This is a genomic window from Metabacillus sp. SLBN-84, assembly GCF_053629595.1.
In genome coordinates this window covers 1,040,689-1,063,708 of the sequence record NZ_JBRJIP010000001.1, presented here as the reverse complement: position 1 = coordinate 1,063,708, position 23,020 = coordinate 1,040,689, and the positions used below count along the sequence as shown (strand labels likewise).

Below are 23,020 nucleotides of genomic sequence, written 5' to 3'. Positions count from 1 at the left end.
ACTTTCGACACTTTTTTTAGTCACCATTTATCATCACTCTTTTGCCAGGAGAGAAATATCCGTTCTTACTATCTAATTATTGTAAGATATTATCATTTCTCATACCAATAGACAGATAGCACAGCAAAAACCTGTCGAAACCACTCGAACAATAAAGAAAAACGATTTAGTTTTTATACTATAATGAAAATTAAGAAAATAAAGGGGGATACATACATGACATTGAAAAAAGGATTTATGGCAGGAGTGTTAAGTACTGCACTTTGTGCTTCTGCAGTATTTGGAGGGGCTGCTGCGACAGGTTCTGCCCAGGCTCCGGAAAAAAGCTATCTGGTGGTTTTCAAAAATGAAAACTCTCTACCATCCGGCTATCAGGAGCTGATTGAAAAAGCAGGAGGAAAAGTAAGCGACAAGCTTGAGAAGGTTGGTGCCGTAGAAGTTTCTTCTGCTAATCCGGACTTTCTGACAGCCATTAAAAAATCCTCCAGCGTGCAGGATGCAGGTGTCCAAAAAAAGCTTTACCCGGAATCACCGGCTGTTGAAGCAGCCTTTACACCTGAAGCAAATACACAAGCAGCAGATTTATATGAATCCCTGCAATGGGACATTAAACAAGTAACCAACAATGGCGAATCATGGACCCTTCCAGGCGGAACAGGAAAATCCGTTGACGGCAATGACATTGTAGTTGGGGTCATCGACACAGGCATTGATTACAACCACCCGGATTTAAAAAATAACTATGCTTACGGGAAATCGTTCGTGCCGGGCTATCCCGATGCCATGGACCAGAACAGCCACGGAACTCATGTTGCCGGATCAATTGCAGCAAAAGGCCGCACAATGGGTGTCGGTCCTGACTTGAAAGTAGCGGCTTACCGCGTATTCGGTCCTACAGGAGGAGCTGAAACAGCGCATATCGCAGAAGCGCTTATGACGGCTGCGGATGACAATGTGGATGTTGTCAACATGTCTCTTGGCGGTTACGACTGGTTCCAAAACCCTGAATATGCAACAAAGGACACTGTAGCTGACGTAAGACTGTTCAACAGAGCCATTCAATACGCAATCAAAAAGGGTGTAACGGTTGTCGGATCTGCCGGAAATAATGCCCTTGACATCAGCAGCCCTGGAAAACTATCGGGCGATGACAATGGCGCTACACACAGAAGTCCGAGCAGCCAGAGCATGATTCGCGTTTCTGCAGGCGGACAGCTTAAAAACCTTGCTTTTTACTCGAATTATGGTGTAGGTAAAATTGATGTAATCGCTCCCGGCGGTGATTTAGGACCAAATTATGATCCTGCAACAGGCGCTGGCCGAGACAATTCGTATCTGTGCTTAGCTACAACTCTGAACGGAGGATATGGATACAAAGCAGGCACATCCATGGCTGCTCCAAAAGCCGCAGCACTTGCAGGCGTCATTATCGCCCAGCATGGAAAGGACAAACTTTCTCCTTCCCAAGTAAAACACATCGTCCAATCTTCTTCTGCAGATCTTTTCAAAAACGGATATGACGGTGAAGCAGGACACGGTTTAATTAATGCCGTTAACGCTTTAAAATAATCACAAAAAAAAGCGGGGCAGCTGCCCCGCTTTTTAATATTCTTCATAGACATAAGGTTCTTTCGGCTGCTCGATCTTCTTGATTGACTGAATTTCGACACTAGGCAGCGTCCAGTCTTTAAACTTCACACTCTTTAGTTTCCCGCTTACTTTTACCCATTCATCCTGTTCGTATGTTTCCCCGTCTTCGATGGAAGCAAGAGTCCCATACACAGAAGCATCTGCCACACAGCATGATAAGCCAAACCTCGCGACAACAAACTGGTCTTCTTCAAATCCCTCTTCCCTGTATACAAATCCGTGCATTTCCACTTCTTTGCCTTCAAACTTCTGAGGGTTTTTATCCAATATATTGGTCATGGCGATATAGTTTTTTTCTGTCAGGACGATTTTGTCCATTTTCAGCATGTCTGCTTCCAGCTCTTCGTAATACCCTTCAGGCGGCGCCTGAATCTCGAATCCGTCCGGATGCTCAAGAGGTGCGTCCGGACTTGATGCAGGAGACTGCGATTTTTCCTCTACACGTTCCTCAAGCTGCTTCATATACTCATCCGGATCCTGCAAGTACAGATCAGCAAGATCTTCATCCATCTGAGCGTTTTCTTCTGATCCGGCCTGCTGCTCCTGAGACTGGGCCAGGCCGTTTTTAAAGCCGCGCTTTGCAGCAATTGAGCTGTCAAGAACCGTGTCAGGGAAAACAAACCCTGTTACAACCGGAAAAATAAAGAACGAGTAAATAACAAGCGACTGAACTGGCGAGCTTTTTCCTGAATGATCAAAACCGCAGTTGCAGTAAAGCTCTTCTGTTTTTTTGCTGCCGCTTCTCCAGATTTGAACAACGCCGAGAATTAAAAACGTGACAACAGCAAAATAGATAAAAGGAAGCATCCGGGGTGCAATGAAATTCCGGATGTCCCCAGTGACGATGAGTTTAAAAAGAAGCATCGTAAAACCCATCAGGATAATGCCGCGCAAATATAAGTGAAAACGGTAATCTCTTTCCTTTTCCATCGGTTTTCCTCCTTACAGGATGACCTGCTGATAAACCAGCACGGATAGATAGACAGCTGCTGTTACAATCGCAATAAAAGCAAAAACAAATTTCGCTCTGAAGAACGCGAACAGCATGATTGTATTTTTCAAATCGATCATTGGTCCATAAACCAGGAATGCAAGCAGGGAGCCTGCCGTAAATGTCCCGCCGAAAGAGGCAGCGACAAACGCATCTGCTTCCGAACAAAGCGAAAGAATGTAGGCAAATGCCATCATGATAGCCGGAGACAGGAATTCACTCGATCCAAGATCCGTCAGCAGAGAGCGGTCAAGGAACGTCTGGAAGACACTTGCAATGAACGCACCAAGAATGAGGTATTTCCCCATTTCAAAAAACTCATCGCTTGCATGGAACAAGGTTTCTTTCCATTTGCTTACCCCTTTGACAGGCTCTGAAGGAGCGGTTCTTCCCACAAGCTCCTCTCTTGTCCATTTCAGCTGATCGCGGTTTTTAAAAATCAGATAGACCGCGAGACCGACAAGGATGGCGACGATAAAGGCAAGTCCCATGCGGCCGTACACAATTTCTTTTGATGACTGAAAAGCATAGTATGTAGATGCGAACACGACCGGATTTAGGATCGGAGCAGAAACCAGGAATACAATTCCGATATGAAGAGGCATACCTTTTTTAATCAACCGTCTCACAATCGGAACAATGGCACACTCGCAGACAGGAAAAATAATGCCCAGCAGTGCTGCAGGAAACAGGGCAATAACAGCATTTTTAGGAAGGTATTTTTGAATCATCTCTTCCGATACAAATGACTGAATCAAAGCAGAAACGAATACCCCGAGCAGAATAAAGGGAATGGCTTCAAGCACAATGCTCAGGAAAATCGTGTTTAAGTTTAAGAACGATTTAGGTGCATCAATCTCGAAGCTTCCGAAATCTATGAATATAAAAAGATAAATAAACAACCCTATTAATGCAAGAGCAAGAGACTCCTTCACAATAGAAAACGCCGGTTTTTTCATCTCTAATCTCCAATCCTATTATTTCTCCTAGCATTATAGCATACGGGGCCAGTCCATAAATTATGCAATTTCATGACAAATCCCTCCTATTGTAAAATTCGTTGGGATTAGGTAAACTGATTAAATCGTAACTATTACGTTTTAGGAGTGGGATTATGTACGAATGGATCATTATCGGAGGCGGAGTCCAGGGAATGACAATGGCTGCTTTTCTTCTCCAAGGAAAGAAAACCAGAGCGGAGAAATTGAAAGTGATTGATCCCCATTCAAAGCCTCTTGAAAACTGGAAAAACTGTACAGAAGCGATATCAATGCCATATTTACGGTCCCCTTCTGTTCACCATATTGAAATGAATCCCTTTGGACTCGAACGCTTTTCAAAACAGAAGGGATATCAAGGTTTCTATGGCAGATTCAAAAGACCTTCCCTTGAATTATTTAAAGAACACTGTGATCACATTTACCGGGAATTGAATCTTGAAAGCTGCTGGATTCAGGGCCGTACAAACACGCTGAAAAAAACAGGTGAGCATTGGGAGGTTACTCTTTCAGATGGAAAGACTCTGACTTCTGAAAATGTGGTCCTTGCCATAGGAATCGGAGAACAGCCCCATTGGCCAGAGTGGGCTGAAGCAGCAAAGAAGAATTTTGACCATATCTATCATGTTTTTGATAAGGATCTGGATCTTGATAATCTGCCCGGTCCTGTAGCCGTCATTGGCGGCGGCATGACGGCAGCCCATTTATCAAATAAGCTTGCAGGGCTTTATCCGGGAGAAGTGACGATGCTGAAGCGACATCCCTTCAGAGTGAAACTCTTCGACAGTGATCCCGGGTGGCTCGGACCGAAAAACCAGCGTACATTCAGAATGAACACCGACTACACAAGCAGACGCAATCACATAAAGTCAGCAAGGCACCGCGGCTCCATCACCAGGGATCTGCAGATGAAACTCCATCATTTAAAAAAGCGCGGCATGCTTGAATGGAAAGACTTTGAAGTTGAACAGGCGGCTGCAGACGGGAAGACACTTACCCTCCACGGAAAAGACGGCTGTCTCATTCAGGCGGGTTCAGTCATTCTGGCAACCGGATTTATGCCTTCACTACCTGGAAAAGAGTGGATAAATCCCGTAATAGAACGTGAGAAATTAACATGCGCAGACTGCGGATACCCAATTGTCAATGAGCATCTGAAGTGGGACCAGGGACTGTATGTAACAGGTGCTCTCGCAGAACTGCAGGTAGGACCGATTGCACGGAATATTTCAGGTGCCCGGCAGGCTGCAGAATTGATTTTATCCGGCCTTTAACCACTATTGAGCATTTTTCATTGCCGTAATCTTTCATTGTACAGTATACTCTCTAGTATTGAGGCACTCGAGAGGAGATCATCTATGAACAGAGAATTACAGTTACCGCCTAAAAAAGAGAGACACAGATTATTTGGGTCAGTAGAACCAGGCATCAAAACAAAACCGGTTGAAAAGGACAAAATGCCGGACCTGCAAAATTCAAAAAAAGATTTCCTATTTCATATAAATGCTGTCGGCATCAGTAATGTAAAATATCCCGTTGTGATTCATTCTTCGCTGTCACCCGAGCAGCAAACGACAGTGGCCGCATTTAAAATGACGTCATCCATCTCATATGAAGCAAAAGGAACAAACATGAGCCGTTTCACAGAACAGCTTGAAAAGTACCGCTTAAACGGCGGTTTCACCATGTCCATCAATGAGCTCTATGACTTTACAAAAGAGCTTGCTGAACGATTGAAACAGAAAGATGCTGAAATTGACGTGACATTCCCGTGGTTTTACGAGCGGAAAGGACCAAGCTCGGAGCTGGCCGGTTTAAACCACGCCACTGCCGGCATGAAAATCCGCTATGAAGAAGGCAAAGGCTTTACATCCAGTGCAAAACTTACCTGTGCAGTGACAACACTCTGCCCGTGTTCGAAGGAAATCAGTGAGTACAGCGCCCATAATCAGCGCGGATTCATTACAATGGAAGTAGAATTTGCAGAAGGCTATAACGAGGAGCTCGACTGGAAAGAGGCGCTGCTCGCAGCAGCGGAAACAAACGCAAGCGCCATGATTCATCCTGTCCTTAAACGCCCGGATGAAAAAATGGTCACCGAAACAGCCTATGAAAATCCGCGCTTCGTTGAAGACATGGTCCGCCTCGTTGCAGCAGACCTTTACGAGCTTGACTTTGTTTCAGCTTTCCGCGTCGAATGCCGAAACGAAGAATCCATTCATCTGCATGATGCAATTGCAGAATTGTCGTACCGGAAATAAATATGCAGCTTGAGATGCCTGATAATGGGCATCTCTTTTTTTACATATAAAAAAGGCTGTTCACCCGCAGTTGGAGTGAACAGCCTTCTCTTCTATTTTTCTTTATTGACTGATTCGGCAATCAGATCAGTCAAAGCCTCTGAACCTGTTTTTCCAAGATGCACTCCGTCGTCTCCAAAATATTCGGGATGATCAATGGATTCTGCATACCAGTCAATCAATGTAACATTTTCGTTTTGCTCCGCTTTTTCCTGAAGCACACGGTTTACACTGCTTTCCCATTCCTTCGGCACCCGGGTGTTCACCAGATAGACGTCGGCTTCTGAGAACGAATCGAGCAATTCCTGCAGCTGGTTCTCCGGAAAGTATCCATTGGTTCCGAGATGAATGACAACCGCTTTATTCTGCTTATTATATTCTTCATATTCAGGAGCAAGGCTGACCGCCTGGCGCATCTGCCTGCCAATCTCAGCATCTATTGTAATGCCCGGATATTCTTCCTGAAGCTTTGGAGCTATATCAATCATAACAGAATCACCAATGGCAAGGACTTCCTTATCAGACGGGTCCACTGTCTTTGGCTCCTCTTTTTCTGAAGGGCTGCTATTCTGCGATCTCTCCTCTTTATCACTGATTTTGACCTGTTTAGGAGAAGAATGCATCTCTTTTTTCTCTCCTTCAACCATCCCCAGTGCTCCGGCCGCAAAGAAAACAAACAGAACAGATACGACAAGTGACGCTGCTTTTCTTGATAGAGAAAAGTCTGTCCATGTAAGCTTGATAAATCCCCTGAAGCCTTCTCTTCTTACAGGTACTTCTATCAGCCGGTATGAAAGCTCTGCGATGATCAGGATCAGCAGAAGCTGCAGCCCGACTCTCCAGTACACCGGATTTCCTATTTCATGAACGGGCGTGCCAAGCACAATGACAGGGTAATGCCACAGGTAAATGCCGTATGACCGCGTCCCGATCCAACGCAGGGGTTTAAAAGAGAGAATCTTCCCCAAATAGCTGACCGGATGACTCACCGCTCCAATTAATACGGCTGCGTTCAGACAGATTAAAAACATTCCTCCTCTGTACAGAAACGGCTGATATTCAGTGACAAAATGAAAACAGGCAAGAAGAATTCCAAAAGCTGCGAAGCTGATAACGTTCAGCGATACCTTATGTCCAATCGGTACCCTGCCTGAAGTCAAACGCTTCATCGGCCATACAAGAGCCAGGACACAGCCTGTCAGAAGCTCAAATGCCCTCGTATCGGTTCCATAATATACGCGGCTCGGATCTGTACCGTCCTGAAAAAGAACAGCCATCAGAACCGCTGAGCAAACAGCTAAACCCGTTATGACAGCCGCCAGTTTCAGCCGCTTTTTAAAGACAAACAGACCGGCTGCAAGCAAGATTGGCCAAATGATATAAAACTGTTCTTCGATGGCAAGCGACCACAGGTTTTTAAAAGGTGACGGCGATCCAAATTGATCAAAGTAAGAAAGATCGTTAAAAATGTACCACCAGTTGCTGACGTAGAACAGGGACGAAACAGCATCACCGCGAAGTGTGCCCACAAGCTCTCTGTCAAAAAACATCACCCATACAAACGTTGCCGTAATCATAACGAAAGCGGCAGGAAGCAACCGTCTCAACCTTCCTGTCCAAAATGCAGCAAAGTTCAGCTGCATCGTTTCTCCTTTTTCAGGGAGGATCATAGATGTGATTAAATAACCCGATAAAACAAAGAAAACATCAACCCCCAAAAATCCTCCCTTTGCAAAGCCAAGATGAAAATGATAGGCGATGACCGTCATGACGGCAATTGCCCGAAGTCCATCCAGTGCAGGGATGTAGCGGCGGTTATCCGTTTGGCGAAACATGATTAACTCCTCCAATATTCTGCTGAAACCTCTAGTTGGTTCTTATTCTATGTATCTTTTATTTTTATTCAGATACTCTCTGATTTTTCGCTTCTGTGAATCTGACTTCTATCCTCCCTTTTCCACTGCAAGAAGTTATTTCATATTTTAATTGTTCCATTTTAACAGAAGGAAATTTAAACAATCAATGATCTTTACGCAACGAATAACGTTTTTTAATCATACTGACACAAATCGGGTGAAAGGATCTATGAAATGACGTTTTTTTACAGGCAAAACAGCACCCGTCCATTAAGTATAAGTGCTGTTCATGCATTCGGTTTAATTTAAACGCAACAAAAAAGGCTGCCTACTAAATCTAAGCAGGCACCCTCTCCTCATTATGCATGACTCTTTTCTTTTCCGCTGGAATCTCCCTTGATCTGCTTCAGCACGGCCACAATTAGAAAGCTGACTATCACAAGCAGCAGCCATGAACTGACCTTTCCTAAATGAACAAGGCTCCATGCTTCCGTTTGATTGGGATACTTCCAGGCTCCAAAATAGGTGGCAATATTCTCGGCAATCCATATGAAAAAGCCGATCAGAACAAAAGAGAGAGCAAGCGGCATGCGGTACCTGGTTCCGTTCACCTCATAAGAAACCCAGGACTGCCAGAAAACAAGAATGACCAGTCCGGACAGCCACCACCTAACGTCAATCCAGAAGTGATGGGTGAAAAAATTCAAATAGATGGCAGCTGCAAGCGGCACGACTGCCCAAAGCGAGGGCCATTTTATCAGCTCAACTTCAAGACGCCTCCAAGCCTGGCATAAGTAGCTCGCTACACTTGCGTACATAAATCCGCTGTATAGCGGAACACCAAAAACCTTTGAATATCCTTCCTCAGGATATGACCAGGAGCCCATATGCACCTTGAAAAGTTCAAGGGCAAGCCCGATGATATGAAACAGTGTAATGACTTTCAGTTCATCCTTTGTTTCAAGCCTTGACCTCAGCATCAGCCACTGCATGACAAGACAAATCACAAGCAGCCAGTCATACCTTGGAAGAAACGGAAGCGGGATAACCTGTGTCAAAGCAAGGGAAGCAAAGATGACAACCGGAAACAGACAGGACAGAGCCTGTTGCCATCCAAAGTGAAAGAGCTGTGCGATTCCTCTTGAGATGAAGGCTCCAAGTGAGTTTTCCCGAGCTTGAAATACCTCCTGTTTACTCGCCATCTTCGTCACTCCGGTATTCCAGAATATCTCCCGGCTGACAGTCGAGCGCCTTGCAGATCCCCTCCAAAGTGGAGAGCCTTACAGCTTTTGCCTTGCCATTTTTTAAAATAGAAAGGTTAGCCATTGTAATCCCTACTCTCTCAGAAAGTTCTGTTACGCTCATTTTTCTTTTGGCCAGCATGACATCAATATTTATAATAATCGCCATATTATTCACCTCAGACCGTTAAATCATTTTCTGATTTGATATCAATCGCCTCTTTTAACAGCTTCTGCAGGACAGCAGCAAAGACCGCAACTACAAAGGATGCAAAGATCATGACCATTCCGATTAGAATGATGCCCGGTGCATCGTCCCTTTCCGCCATGAGGTAAAAGATCGGCATACCAAACACATACAGGGCACTGAAACTAAAAGCGCAGTATTTGATTTTCTTTAAAGCTTCGACGGCATAATCCGAAAAAGCCTGGTTTCTATCGATTAAATTTAAAAGGTGAAACGATTGATAAAGAGCAAAGTAAAATGGAACAGCCGTCGCATAAAGAACGATTAGGACCAAATATTTGAGATAAGTCTGTTCAGGATACAATTCTGCCGCAAAATTCCCAATTTCGGGTACTAAAAAGATGCACAAAGCAACGACAGGAAGACCAATCAGGATGATTGCTGCCTTTAAAAAGAGCGTTGTTCCCCTTTTCATTAAAAAACACCTCGCATATATATTTTCAATTAGAATGTACCACGTTATTTATTGTTTTACAATAAATTTTTATTTATTTAAGTTGTACTTTTATTGAAAATAGATGCAATCTTTTTTGGCATAAACAAATAAAAAGCATACCACGGCAAATGGTATGCTTCAGTCACCTATTAGCAGAGTTCTATCTTACCAGCTTGATTTTTTCACACCGGGAAGCTGTCCTTTATGCGCAAGCTCGCGGAAGGCAATTCTCGAGAGCTTAAATTTACGCAAATACCCTCTGGGTCTCCCTGTTACCTCGCAGCGGTTTTTCAGGCGTGTCGGGGAAGAATCACGCGGCAGCCTGCGCAATGCTTCAATATCTCTGTTTTGCTTTAATTCTGCACGCAGTTCCCGGTATTTTTCAACAAGCTCCTGTCGCTTTTTTTCTTTTGCCACTTTTGACTTTTTGGCCATATCCATTCAACCCTTCTTTTTCGTAATTATTACGATTTAAGAACCATACTGTTTCCGCACATTTATGCTAAAAAGAGGTAATGCTTTTTGTTGTTTTCTGATCCATTTTCCATTCGCTCTGTACAGTCGATCCATTTATAAGTACTCAGTTTCTGTTCTAGCTTTTTGTTGATTTCGGCTTCTGTTTCCTTCATCAGCCGGTAAACTTCTTCAGCACTTATACTAAATCTGTTCGCTGCTTCATGATAAGGCGACACTTTTACGAGCATGTTCAGAAATTGTTCTTTTGTTTCGCATTGAGACGCAAGTTCATCTTCTCTGCTCTCTATATATTGATAAACTGCTCGTTTCGTCTCAGATAGACCTGCAATGATTCCCTTTGCAAGGACGTTCATTCCTTTTTCATTCAATCTCAGCACCCCGGTTTCGATGAGAGTCAACCCAAATCGTAATAAATACGATTTATAATCATTATACATTTTCTATATCTAAATGAAAAGCCTGCAGAGGAATATATTTCTCTCTGCAGGCTTGAGGTACTTTTGTCTATAAACATTACTTAAAGGAGCGTCTAAGAATACTCTTAGAATGTGTAAACGTATCAAAGCTCGCTCGGCCGTGGTAGGCACCCATGCCGCTGTCTCCAACACCGCCGAATGGGAGGTAATGAGACGTCATGTGGCTGATGGTATCGTTGATTGCACCGCCGCCGAATGACAGGTTATGCAGCACTTTATCTTGAATGTTTTCATTTTCAGAGAAAAGATACAGAGCCAGCGGTTTTGGGCGCTCGGCAATCATTTCAATGGCCTCCGGAAGTTCATCGTATACAAGAACAGGCAGGATGGGCCCAAAGATTTCATCCTGCATTACAGAATCTTCCCAAGAAACATTGTCAAGAATTGTCGGTTCAATGAATAAACGTGATTTGTCGGATTTGCCTCCTGCAACTGCGTTTCCGCTTTCCAGGAATGCTTGCAGCCGGTCAAAGTGTCTTTCACTTACCACATGCGGATACTCATCTCCCGGCACATTTTCGCCATATGTCTTTGTAATAGCTTCTTTTATCTTCGCTATCAGCTGATCTTTCACTTCGCTCTTTACTAAAATATAGTCGGGTGCCACGCATGTTTGGCCGGCATTCATGAATTTCCCTCCGGCAATTCGTGCAGCCGCCTGATCCAAATCAGCATCGTCGTGGACAATAGCCGGACTTTTGCCTCCGAGTTCAAGTGTCACAGGCGTTAAATGCTCTGCGGCTGCTTTTGCGACAATTTTCCCCACTCCTGTACTGCCGGTAAAGAAAATATAGTCAAATTTCTCTTTTAACAGAGCTGTACTCGTTTCGACTTCCCCTTCTACCACTCGCAAATATTCCTCCGGGAAGTTGTCATTAATGAGCTTTGCCAAAAGTCCTGATGTGCGTGGTGTAAGCTCAGAAGGTTTCAGCACCGCACAGTTTCCCGCTGCTACCGCGCCAGCAAGCGGATTGACGGCAAGCTGGAATGGATAGTTCCAAGGGGCAATAATAAGTGCTGATCCATACGGTTCTGATAAGATAAAGCTTTCTGCCCCTTCATGTGTAGACGGGGTATCTGCTTTCTTCGGTGCAGACCAGGAGGTTACATTCTCGGCCATAAAATCTATTTCACTCAAAACAAGGCTTATCTCTGCGCGCTTCGCTTCAATTTCAGGTTTATTCAGATCAGCTTTCAAGGCGTCAAGAATCTCCTGTTCATTGCTTATAATAAGCTCTTTCAGTTTAGTCAGTGTCTGGATTCGGAATTGAACATCCTTCGTTTTCCCGCTTCGGAAAAATGACTGTTGTTTTGCTGTAAGTTCTTGATAGTTTTCCATATCGCATTCTCCTTCATGGGTCTATTTTTTGAAGCATTCTTTCTTTAGCAGCTCTGCAAAACAGAATATGAACTGTATAGAAGTTAACGCAGACAACGATACTCCTCTTGAAGAATAGGGTCAATTACTTTGCTCAGGGCCCGTATTCAAATTAATGCGAAAACAGCAAAAAAAAGAGACCAGTCTGCAATCGACTGATCTTTCGTTAGTTTTTCAGGGAAATACTACCGTTTTATTTTCATAAACGAGTACCTTATCATCCAGATGCCAACCGACAGCGCGTGACAGCACAAGCTTTTCAACGTCTCTTCCAACCCGTTTCAGATCCTTAATCTGATATCTGTGGCTTACACGCTCGACATCCTGCTCAATGATCGGACCCTGGTCAAGCTCTTCTGTTACATAATGGGCGGTTGCCCCGATAATTTTCACGCCGCGGTCATAGGCTTGATTATAAGGTTTGCCTCCAACAAAGGCAGGCAGGAATGAATGATGAATGTTAATAATCCGGTTCTTAAAACGTTCAATCATAACAGGGGGAATAATCTGCATATATCTCGCCAGAACAATGGTATCCACACCTGCATCTTCCAAAAGTTCAAGATGTGTTTTTGCCGCCTCTTCTCTTGTTTCCTTCGTTGCCTGCACATGGTGATAAGGAATTCCGAACGGCTCAACAATTTCCCGCATTTCATTATGGTTGCTGACAATCATGGCTATTTCTGCAGCAAGTTCGCCGAGGCGGTACCGCTGCAGCAGATCCTGAAGACAGTGATCTTCTTTTGAAACAAAGATGGCGATCTTCTTTTTATCACTCGCGCAGGACATCCGCCATTTCATTTGAAACGCCGCTGCCGTCTGCTCAAACCGGTTTCTCAGTTCACTTATCTGATCTTCAATGCCATGAAGCTGAAATTCAATTCTCATAAAAAAAAGACCGCCGACCGGGTCGGTAGAATGCTGATCCGAGTGAATAATGTTGGCTCCCTCATCAGCTAAAAAACGTGAAACCGCTGCAACAATACCCGGGCGGTCCTCACATGAAATCAATAATCTTCCTATCACACTGAATCCTCCTCGGCCCGCATGTGCTCACCGTACGGACATATGTATAATCAATGTGAACAGTATAACGAATCGACCGTTTTTAAGCAACGTCTTTACCTGACATCAGCTTCTTTTCTGAAATACTTATTTCCTAGAGATACGACATCTACTAACGGCCCTTAACCCCTGATCATCAGGTGAAAGACCGGCAGTAACCAGCATCTGCAAGTTGCTTTGTGTATGGGTGACGTTTGTCCTCAAAGAGCTCTGCTGGAGAAAAGACATCAAGCAGATTACCGTCCTTCAACACACAGATTTGATCGCTCATAAACCGGACGGCAGCTATGTCGTGGGAGATAAACAGAAATGACATGCCGAGCTCTTCCTTCAGCTCCTTGAGCAGGTTCAATATTTGCGCCTGAACAGATACATCAAGGCTTGACGTTGGTTCATCCAAGATGAGAAGTTTTGGTTCAATGCTGATTGCCCGGGCAATGGCTGCGCGCTGTCTCTGGCCACCGCTGAGCTGATGCGGGTAACAATCCAGGTGCCTTTCGCTCAAGCCAACTTTTTTTATAAGGTGCAGCGCCATTTTTTTTCTGTCCGCTTTTACGTCAAATAAGTAAGCAGGAACAGCTTCCGGATAGTTTTCAAGCGGCTCTGCGACCGTTTTCCAAATAGGCAGTTTGGGGTTCAGTGAAGCATGAGAATCCTGAAATACAACCCCAATGTGACGCCTTATTTTCTTAAGATATTTTCCCTTTTGTTCCCTCAGCACAATTCCGTTTATTGTGATCTCTCCGCTGTCAGCTGAATCAAGTCCCACTATCAGCTTTGCAAGCGTACTTTTGCCGCTACCGCTTTCGCCTATCAGCCCGAGGCACTTCCCTTCCTGAACAGTGAGAGAAACGTCTTTAAGAACGTTATGATCCCTGTAAAACTTTGTGATCCGGCTGACTGTCAGCACCTGTCTTCTCTCCTTTCATGTCCGCATGACAAGAAGACCAATGATGAACACTCTTTTCCTGAAACGAAGGAAATGTCATGCACTCCGGCATCACTTCCGGACAGCGAAGGGCAAACGGGCATCCTGTTTCAGCTGAAAGACCAGGCTCGCCTTCAATACTTGGCAATCTTCTGGGTACACTTCCCGCAAGTTTAGGCTGTGTGCTTAATAAAAGTTTCGTATAAGGATGCGCGGGTTCTGAAGCGATCATCTCTGTTGGGCCATGCTCAACGATTCTCCCACCGTACATGATCATCATCTTGTCTGTCCGTTTCAACAAATGATTCAGATTATGTGATATAAGGAGAACCGCACAGTTTACTTCTCTTTGAAGGTCAGCAAGCAGCTGAAGAATCGATTCACCAGTCAAAACATCAAGGGCCGTTGTCGGCTCGTCTGCAATGATCAGTGAAGGTTTCATCATCAGCGATGACGCAAGTGCTGCTCTTTGCAGCTGTCCTCCGCTGAGCTGATGGGGATAGCTATTAAACGTTCTTTCTGCAGGAAGCTTCACCCGATCCAGCCAGTAAAGAATCTCCTCTTCAGCGTTCGCTTTACTTACTTGACGGTGAGATTTAATCGCTTCGACAAGCTGTCTGCCAATTTTAAGAAAAGGCGAAAAACTTCCTTGATAGTTTTGGAAAATGTACGTCACATCTTTTCCTCTTATCTTCTGCATTTCTTTTTCTTTCATGGCTGTTAAATCATTTCCGGAAAAAAAGATGCTTCCTTTTGATAGATGGACAGAAGGAGGCAGCAGACCCAGTACAGCTGCTGCTGTCATACTCTTCCCGCTGCCGCTTTCTCCTGCAAGTCCAATCATTTCTCCTGCCTTGATCTTGAGATTTAAATCTTTTACAAGAATTCTGCTCTCATGTTTATTCGTTAGTGCTATTGAAAGGTTGCTTACGGTTAACACTGTTTTATCATTCTGTGCGTTCAATGCTCTTTTCACCTCCTGGCCTACCTGCTTTTTACATCAAGCCGGTCTCTCAGGCCTTCCCCTATTAAGTTGCATGATAAAACAACCAGAAAGATGGCAAGACCGGGATAAATCATCAATTCCGGGTACGTTTGAAAATAAGGCCTGCCGTCATTCAGCATGGCTCCCCATTCAGGGTTGGGGGGCTGTGCACCGAGGCCTATGTATGATAAAGATGAGATAATCAAAATCACTTTCCCAATATCCAGTGCTGCGAGTATGAGAACCGGCGACAGAATGTGAGGCAGTATATGCCTTCTAAGAATCTTCCAGTCAGAGCATCCTCCAACCTTTGCGGCAAGAATGTACTCTTTTTCCTTTTCCGAAATCACAATGCCCCTTACTAAGCGGGTGTAGGTGATCCATTTCACTGCGACAACAGCAATCATTAAATTTGTAAGACTTGGACCCATAAATCCGGCAATGGCAATCGCCAGAATAAATTCCGGCAGGGCAAGAAGCCCGTCTGCCGTTCTCATGAGAAAAGCATCAAACCTCCCCCCTGCATACCCCGACAGAAGACCAAGGGGGAGACCGATACAAAGAACACTTGCCACAACGAGCGCTGTGATGCCGAGAGTTGCTTTTGCCCCCACCATTAATCTTGTAAAAATGCACCTGCCAAGATTATCTGTTCCTAAAGGGTATTGCAGACTTGGAGAAGCAAAACGTTCCCCCATATTTGCTGTATAGGGGTCATTTGGAACCAGCAGTGGACCCGCAATCGAAAGAACGGCAATGAAGACAAGCAAAGCTGCTCCTGCCATGATCATTAATCTGCCTGAAGAAATGCTTCGCTGCAGTTGGCGGATGTTTTTTTTCACCTGCGGAAAAGGATTCATTTCGCTGCCTCCTTTCCTCTTCTGATCCGGGGATCAATGAGAAAATACGAAAGATCTGTCATCAGATTCATTGCTACAACAAAAACTCCTGTCAGTAATACATATCCCTGTATGACTGGGTAATCACGGGCAAAAATGGCATCGACCGCCATACTTCCAAGCCCGGGCCATGAAAATAAGATTTCAATAACGACTGCTCCTCCAAGAAGACTTCCCATACTCAGGCCAAGCACCGTCATGACAGGCAATAGCGCAGCCCTGATAGCATGAACCCACAGAATGCGCCATTCTTTCACCCCTCTTGCTCTTGCTGCCCGGACATAATCTTCGGAATAGCTTTCCATTAAACCCGAGCGCAATAATCTTGCATAAACAGCTGCAAGTGAAAACCCTAAAGCAAATGAGGGCAAAATGGATTGAGACCACTCTCCAAATCCATTCGAAGGCAGCAGCTGAAGCTTAAAGGCGAAAACGTAAATAAGCATCAGCCCAAGCCAGAAGCTTGGAATTGATGCTCCAATCAGCGCAAGAACTCTGCTGAGGTGATCAGGCCATTTTCCGGGAAACCGCCCCGCTGCAATACCGAGCGGAAGAGCAATGGCAACCATGACGAGCAAAGCTCCCCCTGCAAGCTCCAACGTGATTGGCAAGCGCTTCATCAGTTCGTCCCAGACTGGATTACCGCTCATGTAGGACTTTCCAAGATCTAGCTGAAGCAGCCCAAACATCCACTTCCCGTACTGAACAAATAGGGGCTCATCAAAGCCAAGCTCTTTTCTGAGCTCAGCCTGATCAGCATCTGTTACCATCATTTCATCAGCGTTTAATATCATCATTACCGGATCACCCGGAGCAAGCTTCATAAGTCCGAATGTAAAAACAGACAAAATGAAGATGACGAGAACCAGCTGAATCACACGCTGTTTTATAAGAGGAAGCATGTTACTTCACATCCATTGTATGAGTTAAGATATAATACTCCTCAGCCGTGGGATTAAAGTTTTGAACCCGCTCGTTTACCCCAACCAGAATGTTTGGATAAACGGCATAGCTGTGTGCGAATTCTTTGTTGATGATTCCTGCTGCATCCCTTGTCAGCTGTGTTCTTTTATCTAAATCGGTGGTTGTATTCAGTTCTTTAATCAGTTCATTCAGTTCCGGGATCGAAATTTTGCCTGCGTTTAAAGCACCTGTTTCCGTAAAGGCTGTATTCAGGAAGTAGCTCCCATCTCCCCGGGGAGACGTATTGTTGCTGTATGTAGCTAGATCCCAGTCTTTATTTTCGGCAAGGTGTGTATCTGCATTTTCAACATTTTTAATTTCAATATCAATTCCTGCTTTTGCTGCATCTGACTGCAGAAGCTGTGCGATAAGCGGAAGTTCCGGACGTGCTTTATACGTAATGAGTTCAAGCTTGAGGGGCTGTCCGTCTTTTTCCATTTTCCCCTGGCCATTCTCTTTGTAGCCTGCTTCAGCAAGCAGTTCTTTGGCTTTATCAACATCCACTGCTTTCACTTCATCCTTTATACCAAATGGAAGGGTGCTGTTGAACGGGCCATTTGCAGGAATCCCGTGTCCAAGCATAATGTCCTCTGCAGCGCTTTTGCGGTCAAGGAGCAAATCAAGTGCTTCTCTCACTTTAGCATCTGACACTTTAGGGCTTTGCTGATTGTATAAAATAAAATGCGCCCGAAGGCCAGGAACCGATTCAACCTTCAATTCTTTATCTTTTTCAATTGGCTCGATGCCTTCTGCCGGAAGATTGTAGACGATATCTGCCTCTTTCGATTGAAAAGCAAGGGATCTTACGTTGGCATCTTCATTGAATTTGATAACTGCTTCACTGAGCTTAGGTTCTCCGGCCCAGTATCCGTTGAATTTTTCAACCTGAACTTCTTGATTTGAAATGAATTTTTTGACTTTGAATGGACCAGTACCTACTGGTGCATTGTTGAATTCTTCTTCTCCCATTTCTTTTTCAGCTTCTGTGTTCACAATTGAAACATAGGGATTGACGAGCTCTGAAGGCAGAGCAGGGTAGGGTTCTTCTGTAGTAATTGAAAGTGTTTGTCCACTTGCTTCCATGGATTTAATCTTCAGCGAAGCCCCAAGTGATTCGTTTACAGCAATACTTCTTTCGATGGAGGACTTCACCGCCTCGGCATCAAGTTTCCTGCCGTCCTGAAACGTAACCTCATCACGGATCGTGAATGTCCAGTTCACATTATCTTCTGTCTCCCATTTTTCAGCGAGCCAGCCTTCGATCTTAGAATTTTCGTCAAGCTTAAGAAGCGTCTCTGTCACGCCTGCACGGATTGGGGTAAATCCTGTGTGAGGATCCATATTAGGCGACTTAAAGCTGAAGATCATCGATACCTTTTTATCCTTTTCTTCTTTTTCAGGATCAGCCTGGCTCTTTTCAGCAGAGCATCCTGCAGCTGCAAGAATACATAAGCCTATTAAAATAGCAATCAAGCTTTTTGAACCACTAAACGATTTCATCACATCTACCACCCTTGATTGATTTAATTCGTAATAATTACGATTTACATTAGTAAATATTACTAGCTTCTTCAACATCGGTCAATGCCTATTTTTCTAAACAGAAGACGAGCGCCCCTGCACCACAGCCGTTCTTCTTTTCATCATAGACAGCAGAACACATGAAGCAACAATCAAGATACCGCCTGAAATGGTGAGTGCATCCGGTATCTCTGACCAGAATAAAAAGCCCCACAATGCATTGAAGACAATTCCTATATACCTGGTCATTTCCACAACAACAATATTTTCATGGGTGAAAGCTTTCGTCAGGAAAATTTGGCCAAGAAGGGACACAACGCCAATACAAAGCAAGTAAAAGCCTTCAATCAGTGACGGCATAACAAATTCGTTCCACATGAGAGGAATGGAAAGAACCGTTCCGGTTGCGAGGAAATAAAAAACAATTTCATAGGACGGATGTGTTTTGCTGAGATACCGAATAGATGTTGCTGCTCCTGCAGCGAACAGGGCACTTAATACACCTATAAGGGCATAGACTGAAAAAGACGAGAATTGAAACGGCTTAATCAAGAGTATTGCTCCCAAAAAAACAAGGGGAAGAACATAAAAGGTTGATTTTGAGACTTTTTCCTTTAAAAAAACCGCTGAAAGGAAAAAGACAAAAATGGTTGATAAGTGTGCAAGAATACTTGCATCAGCAAGCGGTATTTTTGAAATGGTGAAAAAGTAAGCATATAGATACATTGCACCGAGCATCCCCCTTACAAAGAGCATGGGCACGCCCTTTTTTGAAAAGGCGGTTTTGCTTTGCCTCATCATCACAAAAATGATGACAGTGCCGATCAAGCTTCTGAAAAACATGATTTCTGAAGCAGGAATATTCAGGCTGACCGCTTTAACAAGGGCATTCATCACACTGAAAACGAGTGAGGATAAAACCGCAAGCATGACTCCATTTTTCAGCATGTTTCTCTTCTTCCTTCAGGATCATAGTTTTCAAACGCTTCACGTTGTGTTTCACTGAATCGTGCTGTTTCCTCTTCAAACGTCCTCAGCAACAAATGAGCCACAGGCATAGAAATGCCTGCCTTAACAGCAAGTTCAGTCACCAGTTTCAGCTTATGGTAATCTTCAAGCGGAACTCTTGGAAGCACCCATTTTCCTGACCGGGACCGTCTCACTTGGGCAAACGGCACTTTTGAAAAATCAAAGTACGTTCCATTCTCATCTGGAGCGGAAAAAGGATCTATCAGAATAGCCGTGTATCTGATGTACAGCAAATATTCCTGCTTCTCCGGACTAAACGACGGGAACTGGCAGATATCATTTCTTGAGAGAGTGTATTCGTGTACTGGATAGTTATCATCATTTAAAAATTCCAAAAGGTTAATAGGCTTTGCCCCTAAAAAGGCAGCAACTTCGGAAAGCTCTTTCCAAAGACCGTTCATAGCTTTTATCGCGTGCTGGCTAATTGGCCCTTCCGGATATAGCTTGTACATAGATTTAACAGACTTGTCTTCTCTCAAAATCTCTCCCAACGCAACAGGGTTCATGAATAATGGCGCATGAACATAGGTTGTTATGCTTCTTGCCTCGGCTTCAACGGTAGATGAAAGAATTTCTGCCTGCGGACCGATACTTCTTATAAAATCAGCCATGACAGACGAAAAGCTGCTGTTTTTGTATGAGGACCCTACATAGACTTTTTTCTTCACAGCTTTTGTGTAAGCTGTGAACGGGTCTTCCGCTGAAAACTTCGTCGCGGCATAATAAGCAGACAGGCTGATAACTTCTAATTCTAATGCCAGCTGCTCGATGATCGTTGAAGCAGAGCCGATTCCCGGAGAAAGAAGAACCACTCGTTTTGTCCTTTTCAGATTCTTTATGTTTAACTCTTTTAAAACTTCAATGTATGTATGACTTGGCGTACATAGGATAATCGTCTCCCATAAATCGTTCACTTCACTTAAAGATGGGTAAAAATAATGAATGGCGGTTTTTCCATTCAAGTTTTGATCTAAGTGGGGAGCAAATAAGGAGAACACTTCAAATCCATTTCGTTCAAAGTATTCCTGAAGCTGTTCAGAATGTTCCCCGGCCCGGTTGGCTAAACCCAATTTATTTGAGTACCCTCCTTTTCCAGCTTGGACCGCAGCGGCAAAGGCTGCCGGTCCAGCACCCGCAATCAGCGTGTTCCCAAAAGAATTCAATTTAAAGGTCATGAATATTCGACTTCCTTTCCTGTCAATGCCTCCACTTTTTTTGTCAGAATCAGCGTATCGTAGAAACGTTTATCCTGGTAAACCGTTTCAGTTTTCCAAACAGTCTTCGGCGAATCATAATAGGGATAGTTAAAAATAGATTTCAGGCCATTTCCATACCGCAGAACAACTTTTGCTCCACACGGAAGAAGGGATGCAAGCTGCTCAATAATGACCTTTTTCTCCTTCACAAGGGAAGCTATTACGACATGCGTGGCTGTTTTAATTGCAGGCAGCTCTGAAACTGGTGCGCTTGTAAACCGGACATTCTCTCTTAAACCTGACAGGCCGGCAATTGCCCTGCCCAATTCAACAGCTTCCTCATCAATATCAAGACATGTTAACCGTGCCCCTGTTTCTTTTGCGATGGTTAGAGCAGAAAGTGGAAAAGCCCCTGACCCGATAAAGAATACCTCTGATTCCCTTGAAATTCCGCTCTTGACTGCATCCATTTTCACCGCGGATGAAAGCGCGGAAAAATAACCTGACATATCTGCATTGCTTTTCGACATGCAGACAGATTGATGTTTTTCCAGGGCAGCTACCGCAGCGGAAGAGGTTTCTCTCAGAAGGCTGGCATATTTCCTGATCTCCTGATCGCTTTCCCATAAACGCCATTGTTTTTCGTTTTTTTCATCCATGACAAATGCAGAAAGTTCGTCCAGTTTTTCTGTCAGCATTTCACAGCACGGGCTGCTTTTTTTAATAAAGGCCGATAACTCTGCTATTTCGTGCAAAAGCATTTTTATGGACACTAAAAACGTATACTTGTCTTCCAAGTTACCCCTCCTCAAAACGTAATAATTACGATTTGAAGTGTATCATTCTCTTCTTTCTAACGTCAATCAGGTAAATAGGCTCAAAAAAACAGCGCCCCGCAACGCAGGGCACTGTTCTCTGTTCTTATCCAAAAACCTTAGCAAGGTCTTTCTTATCCTGATCAAGCCAGAAACGCATTAGGCGCTTGGCTCCTTCTAAATCATGAAGTTTAGCCTGGCCGCACTGCTTTTCGTTGGCTGCAGGAATTTCAGTAATTTCGATGGCATCTTTTAAAGTATCTTCAAGAAGATCAATAATTTCCTCAACCTTCGGCTCGCCGCTTACTACCAGGTAGTAGCCGGTCTGACAGCCCATTGGCGAAATGTCGATAATATCAAAGTGATCGTACTTTTCTGCATGCGTGCGTATATTGAATGCAAGCAAATGCTCAAGTGTGTGGATCACATCCGGCTTCATCGCCTGCTTATTCGGCTGGCAGAAGCGGATATCGAATTTATTAACAAGTCCGTCTGTTCCTACTTTATGAACGCCGCAATGTCTGACATACGGGGCAACGACTGCATTATGATCAAGGTCAAAGCTTTCAACTGATGGCATAGTACCACTCCTTTATTACGTCTCTTTTTATCATACAATTAATTCCGATAAAATTCATCAATTTTGTCTGAATAAGTGTTTCCAATTTTAACTTTTTCCCACTTGCAGTATACTTAAAGCATACAGAGAGGTGATTAAAATGAAACAGCTGTTTATTGTACTGATCCGCTTTTATCAGAAGTTCCTGTCGCCGCTGAAGCCCCCGTCCTGCCGTTTTTATCCGACATGCTCCCACTACGGGCTAGAATCAGTCAAACGATTTGGGGCTTTAAAAGGCGGTTATCTGACCGTAAAGAGAATCCTGAAGTGCCATCCTTTTCATCCCGGGGGCTTTGATCCGGTTCCGGAAAAAAAGGATCAGACTCCGTAGCCGTCCACTACTAAATCAAGCTTTCCTGTAGACGGATCAATCACAAGACCGTGTACAGGAACATCACCCGGAAGCAATGGGTGATTGCGGATAACGTCTACACTGTGTTTTACACTGTCTTCGACTTTATTAAACCCTTTCAGCCAATCATCAAGCTGAATTCCTGAATAACGGAGCGTATCGATTTTATCCTGGGTAATTCCCCGGTTTTTTGCTTTTTCAAGAAATGACTCCGGATTCAGGGCACTCATGCCGCAGTCATGGTGTCCGACCACGCATACTTCGTCTGCGCCAAGCTCCATAACAGCTACAAGAATACTTCTCATGATGCTTCCAAACGGATGGGCAACAATGGCTCCGGCACTTTTGACAATTTTAACATCGCCGTTCTTGACGTTCATTGCCTGCGGAAGAAGCTCGACAAGTCTTGTATCCATACAAGTTAAAATGACCATTTTTTTGTCAGGAAATTTTGTCGTCTGATATTTTTCGTAGTCTTTCTTCTCTACAAACTGGGAATTGTGTTCAATAATTTCTTCTAACAATCTCATCTGCTATTCTCCTTACAAAGTGGTATAGTTTGGCTGCATGTAATAGACAGCTTTTTATTTACTATATC

24 protein-coding genes are annotated in these 23,020 nt (G+C 44.1%); 4 read left to right on the top strand and 20 right to left on the bottom strand.

The window, feature by feature from the left end:
* The first annotated feature begins 216 nt into the window (after window positions 1–216).
* A complete protein-coding gene (locus RKD52_RS05215; protein WP_454098925.1) occupies window positions 217–1,569 on the top strand; it encodes a S8 family serine peptidase in 1,353 nt (450 codons plus the stop codon).
* 33 nt (window positions 1,570–1,602) lie between these two features.
* Here RKD52_RS05215 and RKD52_RS05210 read toward each other — a convergent pair whose 3' ends face one another.
* Window positions 1,603–2,580 carry a TIGR03943 family putative permease subunit gene (locus RKD52_RS05210; protein WP_454098924.1) on the bottom strand — a complete coding sequence of 326 codons (978 nt, stop codon included), beginning with the start codon at window positions 2,578–2,580 and terminating at the stop codon, window positions 1,603–1,605.
* A 12-nt stretch (window positions 2,581–2,592) separates the two neighbouring features.
* Window positions 2,593–3,600 carry a permease gene (locus tag RKD52_RS05205; RefSeq protein WP_454098923.1) on the bottom strand — a complete coding sequence of 336 codons (1,008 nt, stop codon included), beginning with the start codon at window positions 3,598–3,600 and terminating at the stop codon, window positions 2,593–2,595.
* A gap of 155 nt (window positions 3,601–3,755) precedes the next feature.
* On the opposite strand from RKD52_RS05205, the gene RKD52_RS05200 reads away from it, so the two are divergent.
* Entirely contained in the window at window positions 3,756–4,913 is a 1,158-nt protein-coding gene (locus RKD52_RS05200) for an FAD-dependent oxidoreductase (RefSeq protein WP_454098922.1), read from the top strand.
* Window positions 4,914–4,997: 84 nt separating this feature from the next.
* Window positions 4,998–5,900 (top strand): GTP cyclohydrolase FolE2, encoded by a 903-nt coding sequence (gene folE2 / locus RKD52_RS05195; protein WP_454098921.1) that lies wholly within the window; start codon window positions 4,998–5,000, stop codon window positions 5,898–5,900.
* Window positions 5,901–5,992: 92 nt separating this feature from the next.
* On the opposite strand, the gene RKD52_RS05190 is transcribed toward folE2, so the two are convergent.
* From RKD52_RS05190 to RKD52_RS05110, 17 genes are all read right to left on the bottom strand, one after another.
* On the bottom strand, window positions 5,993–7,774 hold the full coding sequence (locus RKD52_RS05190; RefSeq protein ID WP_454098920.1) for an acyltransferase family protein: 1,782 nt from the start codon (window positions 7,772–7,774) through the stop codon (window positions 5,993–5,995).
* 380 nt (window positions 7,775–8,154) lie between these two features.
* On the bottom strand, window positions 8,155–8,997 hold the full coding sequence (locus RKD52_RS05185; protein ID WP_454098919.1) for a DUF817 domain-containing protein: 843 nt from the start codon (window positions 8,995–8,997) through the stop codon (window positions 8,155–8,157).
* Entirely contained in the window at window positions 8,987–9,205 is a 219-nt protein-coding gene (locus tag RKD52_RS05180; RefSeq protein WP_029278815.1) for a helix-turn-helix domain-containing protein, read from the bottom strand. Before RKD52_RS05180 ends, RKD52_RS05185 begins: the two co-directional genes overlap by 11 nt.
* A gap of 10 nt (window positions 9,206–9,215) precedes the next feature.
* The gene (locus RKD52_RS05175) at window positions 9,216–9,698 is read right to left on the bottom strand and encodes a DUF2975 domain-containing protein (RefSeq protein ID WP_454098918.1); all 483 of its coding nucleotides are present in this window, start codon (window positions 9,696–9,698) and stop codon (window positions 9,216–9,218) included.
* Between the two features lie 186 nt (window positions 9,699–9,884).
* A complete protein-coding gene (rpsN, locus tag RKD52_RS05170; RefSeq protein WP_454101146.1) occupies window positions 9,885–10,154 on the bottom strand; it encodes a 30S ribosomal protein S14 in 270 nt (89 codons plus the stop codon).
* 62 nt (window positions 10,155–10,216) lie between these two features.
* Entirely contained in the window at window positions 10,217–10,564 is a 348-nt protein-coding gene (locus RKD52_RS05165) for a hypothetical protein (protein WP_454098917.1), read from the bottom strand.
* Between the two features lie 145 nt (window positions 10,565–10,709).
* Window positions 10,710–12,011, bottom strand: a complete 1,302-nt coding sequence (locus tag RKD52_RS05160; protein WP_454098916.1) for an aldehyde dehydrogenase — start codon at window positions 12,009–12,011, stop codon at window positions 10,710–10,712.
* 213 nt (window positions 12,012–12,224) lie between these two features.
* On the bottom strand, window positions 12,225–13,076 hold the full coding sequence (gene purU / locus RKD52_RS05155) for a formyltetrahydrofolate deformylase (protein WP_454098915.1): 852 nt from the start codon (window positions 13,074–13,076) through the stop codon (window positions 12,225–12,227).
* 175 nt (window positions 13,077–13,251) lie between these two features.
* Entirely contained in the window at window positions 13,252–14,025 is a 774-nt protein-coding gene (locus RKD52_RS05150) for an ABC transporter ATP-binding protein (protein WP_454098914.1), read from the bottom strand.
* Complete coding sequence (locus RKD52_RS05145; protein ID WP_454098913.1) at window positions 13,982–15,007, bottom strand: ABC transporter ATP-binding protein; 1,026 nt, start codon at window positions 15,005–15,007, stop codon at window positions 13,982–13,984. Before RKD52_RS05145 ends, RKD52_RS05150 begins: the two co-directional genes overlap by 44 nt.
* A 20-nt stretch (window positions 15,008–15,027) precedes the next feature.
* Window positions 15,028–15,819 (bottom strand): nickel transporter permease, encoded by a 792-nt coding sequence (nikC, locus tag RKD52_RS05140; protein ID WP_454101145.1) that lies wholly within the window; start codon window positions 15,817–15,819, stop codon window positions 15,028–15,030.
* 65 nt (window positions 15,820–15,884) lie between these two features.
* Window positions 15,885–16,829 (bottom strand): nickel ABC transporter permease, encoded by a 945-nt coding sequence (gene nikB / locus RKD52_RS05135; protein WP_454098912.1) that lies wholly within the window; start codon window positions 16,827–16,829, stop codon window positions 15,885–15,887.
* Window position 16,830: 1 nt separating this feature from the next.
* Complete coding sequence (gene nikA, locus RKD52_RS05130) at window positions 16,831–18,390, bottom strand: nickel ABC transporter substrate-binding protein (protein ID WP_454098911.1); 1,560 nt, start codon at window positions 18,388–18,390, stop codon at window positions 16,831–16,833.
* Between the two features lie 96 nt (window positions 18,391–18,486).
* Window positions 18,487–19,359, bottom strand: a complete 873-nt coding sequence (locus RKD52_RS05125) for a DMT family transporter (RefSeq protein ID WP_454098910.1) — start codon at window positions 19,357–19,359, stop codon at window positions 18,487–18,489.
* On the bottom strand, window positions 19,353–20,615 hold the full coding sequence (locus RKD52_RS05120; RefSeq protein ID WP_454098909.1) for an opine metallophore biosynthesis dehydrogenase: 1,263 nt from the start codon (window positions 20,613–20,615) through the stop codon (window positions 19,353–19,355). Before RKD52_RS05120 ends, RKD52_RS05125 begins: the two co-directional genes overlap by 7 nt.
* Entirely contained in the window at window positions 20,612–21,433 is an 822-nt protein-coding gene (locus RKD52_RS05115) for a nicotianamine synthase family protein (RefSeq protein WP_454098908.1), read from the bottom strand. The genes RKD52_RS05120 and RKD52_RS05115 overlap by 4 nt, the downstream gene beginning before the upstream one ends.
* Window positions 21,434–21,557: 124 nt before the next feature.
* On the bottom strand, window positions 21,558–22,031 hold the full coding sequence (locus RKD52_RS05110; RefSeq protein ID WP_369734516.1) for an S-ribosylhomocysteine lyase: 474 nt from the start codon (window positions 22,029–22,031) through the stop codon (window positions 21,558–21,560).
* A gap of 139 nt (window positions 22,032–22,170) precedes the next feature.
* Here RKD52_RS05110 and yidD point away from each other — a divergent pair, with 139 nt between their 5' ends.
* Window positions 22,171–22,401, top strand: coding sequence for a membrane protein insertion efficiency factor YidD (gene yidD / locus RKD52_RS05105; protein WP_454098907.1), 231 nt, complete (start codon window positions 22,171–22,173; stop codon window positions 22,399–22,401).
* Here yidD and RKD52_RS05100 read toward each other — a convergent pair.
* Window positions 22,389–22,952, bottom strand: a complete 564-nt coding sequence (locus tag RKD52_RS05100) for a beta-class carbonic anhydrase (protein ID WP_029278787.1) — start codon at window positions 22,950–22,952, stop codon at window positions 22,389–22,391. The two genes, yidD and RKD52_RS05100, sit on opposite strands and share 13 nt — an antisense overlap.
* Window positions 22,953–23,020 lie beyond the last annotated feature (68 nt).

Coding starts and splice junctions, on each gene's coding strand:
- RKD52_RS05215 (WP_454098925.1), top strand. CDS start 217: ATGACATTGAAAAAAGGATTTATGGCAGGAGTGTTAAGTACTGCACTT.
- RKD52_RS05210 (WP_454098924.1), bottom strand. CDS start 2,580: ATGGAAAAGGAAAGAGATTACCGTTTTCACTTATATTTGCGCGGCATT.
- RKD52_RS05205 (WP_454098923.1), bottom strand. CDS start 3,600: ATGAAAAAACCGGCGTTTTCTATTGTGAAGGAGTCTCTTGCTCTTGCA.
- RKD52_RS05200 (WP_454098922.1), top strand. CDS start 3,756: ATGTACGAATGGATCATTATCGGAGGCGGAGTCCAGGGAATGACAATG.
- folE2 (WP_454098921.1), top strand. CDS start 4,998: ATGAACAGAGAATTACAGTTACCGCCTAAAAAAGAGAGACACAGATTA.
- RKD52_RS05190 (WP_454098920.1), bottom strand. CDS start 7,774: ATGTTTCGCCAAACGGATAACCGCCGCTACATCCCTGCACTGGATGGA.
- RKD52_RS05185 (WP_454098919.1), bottom strand. CDS start 8,997: ATGGCGAGTAAACAGGAGGTATTTCAAGCTCGGGAAAACTCACTTGGA.
- RKD52_RS05180 (WP_029278815.1), bottom strand. CDS start 9,205: ATGGCGATTATTATAAATATTGATGTCATGCTGGCCAAAAGAAAAATG.
- RKD52_RS05175 (WP_454098918.1), bottom strand. CDS start 9,698: ATGAAAAGGGGAACAACGCTCTTTTTAAAGGCAGCAATCATCCTGATT.
- rpsN (WP_454101146.1), bottom strand. CDS start 10,154: ATGGCCAAAAAGTCAAAAGTGGCAAAAGAAAAAAAGCGACAGGAGCTT.
- RKD52_RS05160 (WP_454098916.1), bottom strand. CDS start 12,011: ATGGAAAACTATCAAGAACTTACAGCAAAACAACAGTCATTTTTCCGA.
- nikC (WP_454101145.1), bottom strand. CDS start 15,819: ATGATCATGGCAGGAGCAGCTTTGCTTGTCTTCATTGCCGTTCTTTCG.
- nikB (WP_454098912.1), bottom strand. CDS start 16,829: ATGCTTCCTCTTATAAAACAGCGTGTGATTCAGCTGGTTCTCGTCATC.
- nikA (WP_454098911.1), bottom strand. CDS start 18,390: ATGAAATCGTTTAGTGGTTCAAAAAGCTTGATTGCTATTTTAATAGGC.
- RKD52_RS05125 (WP_454098910.1), bottom strand. CDS start 19,359: ATGCTGAAAAATGGAGTCATGCTTGCGGTTTTATCCTCACTCGTTTTC.
- RKD52_RS05120 (WP_454098909.1), bottom strand. CDS start 20,615: ATGACCTTTAAATTGAATTCTTTTGGGAACACGCTGATTGCGGGTGCT.
- RKD52_RS05110 (WP_369734516.1), bottom strand. CDS start 22,031: ATGCCATCAGTTGAAAGCTTTGACCTTGATCATAATGCAGTCGTTGCC.
- yidD (WP_454098907.1), top strand. CDS start 22,171: ATGAAACAGCTGTTTATTGTACTGATCCGCTTTTATCAGAAGTTCCTG.
- RKD52_RS05100 (WP_029278787.1), bottom strand. CDS start 22,952: ATGAGATTGTTAGAAGAAATTATTGAACACAATTCCCAGTTTGTAGAG.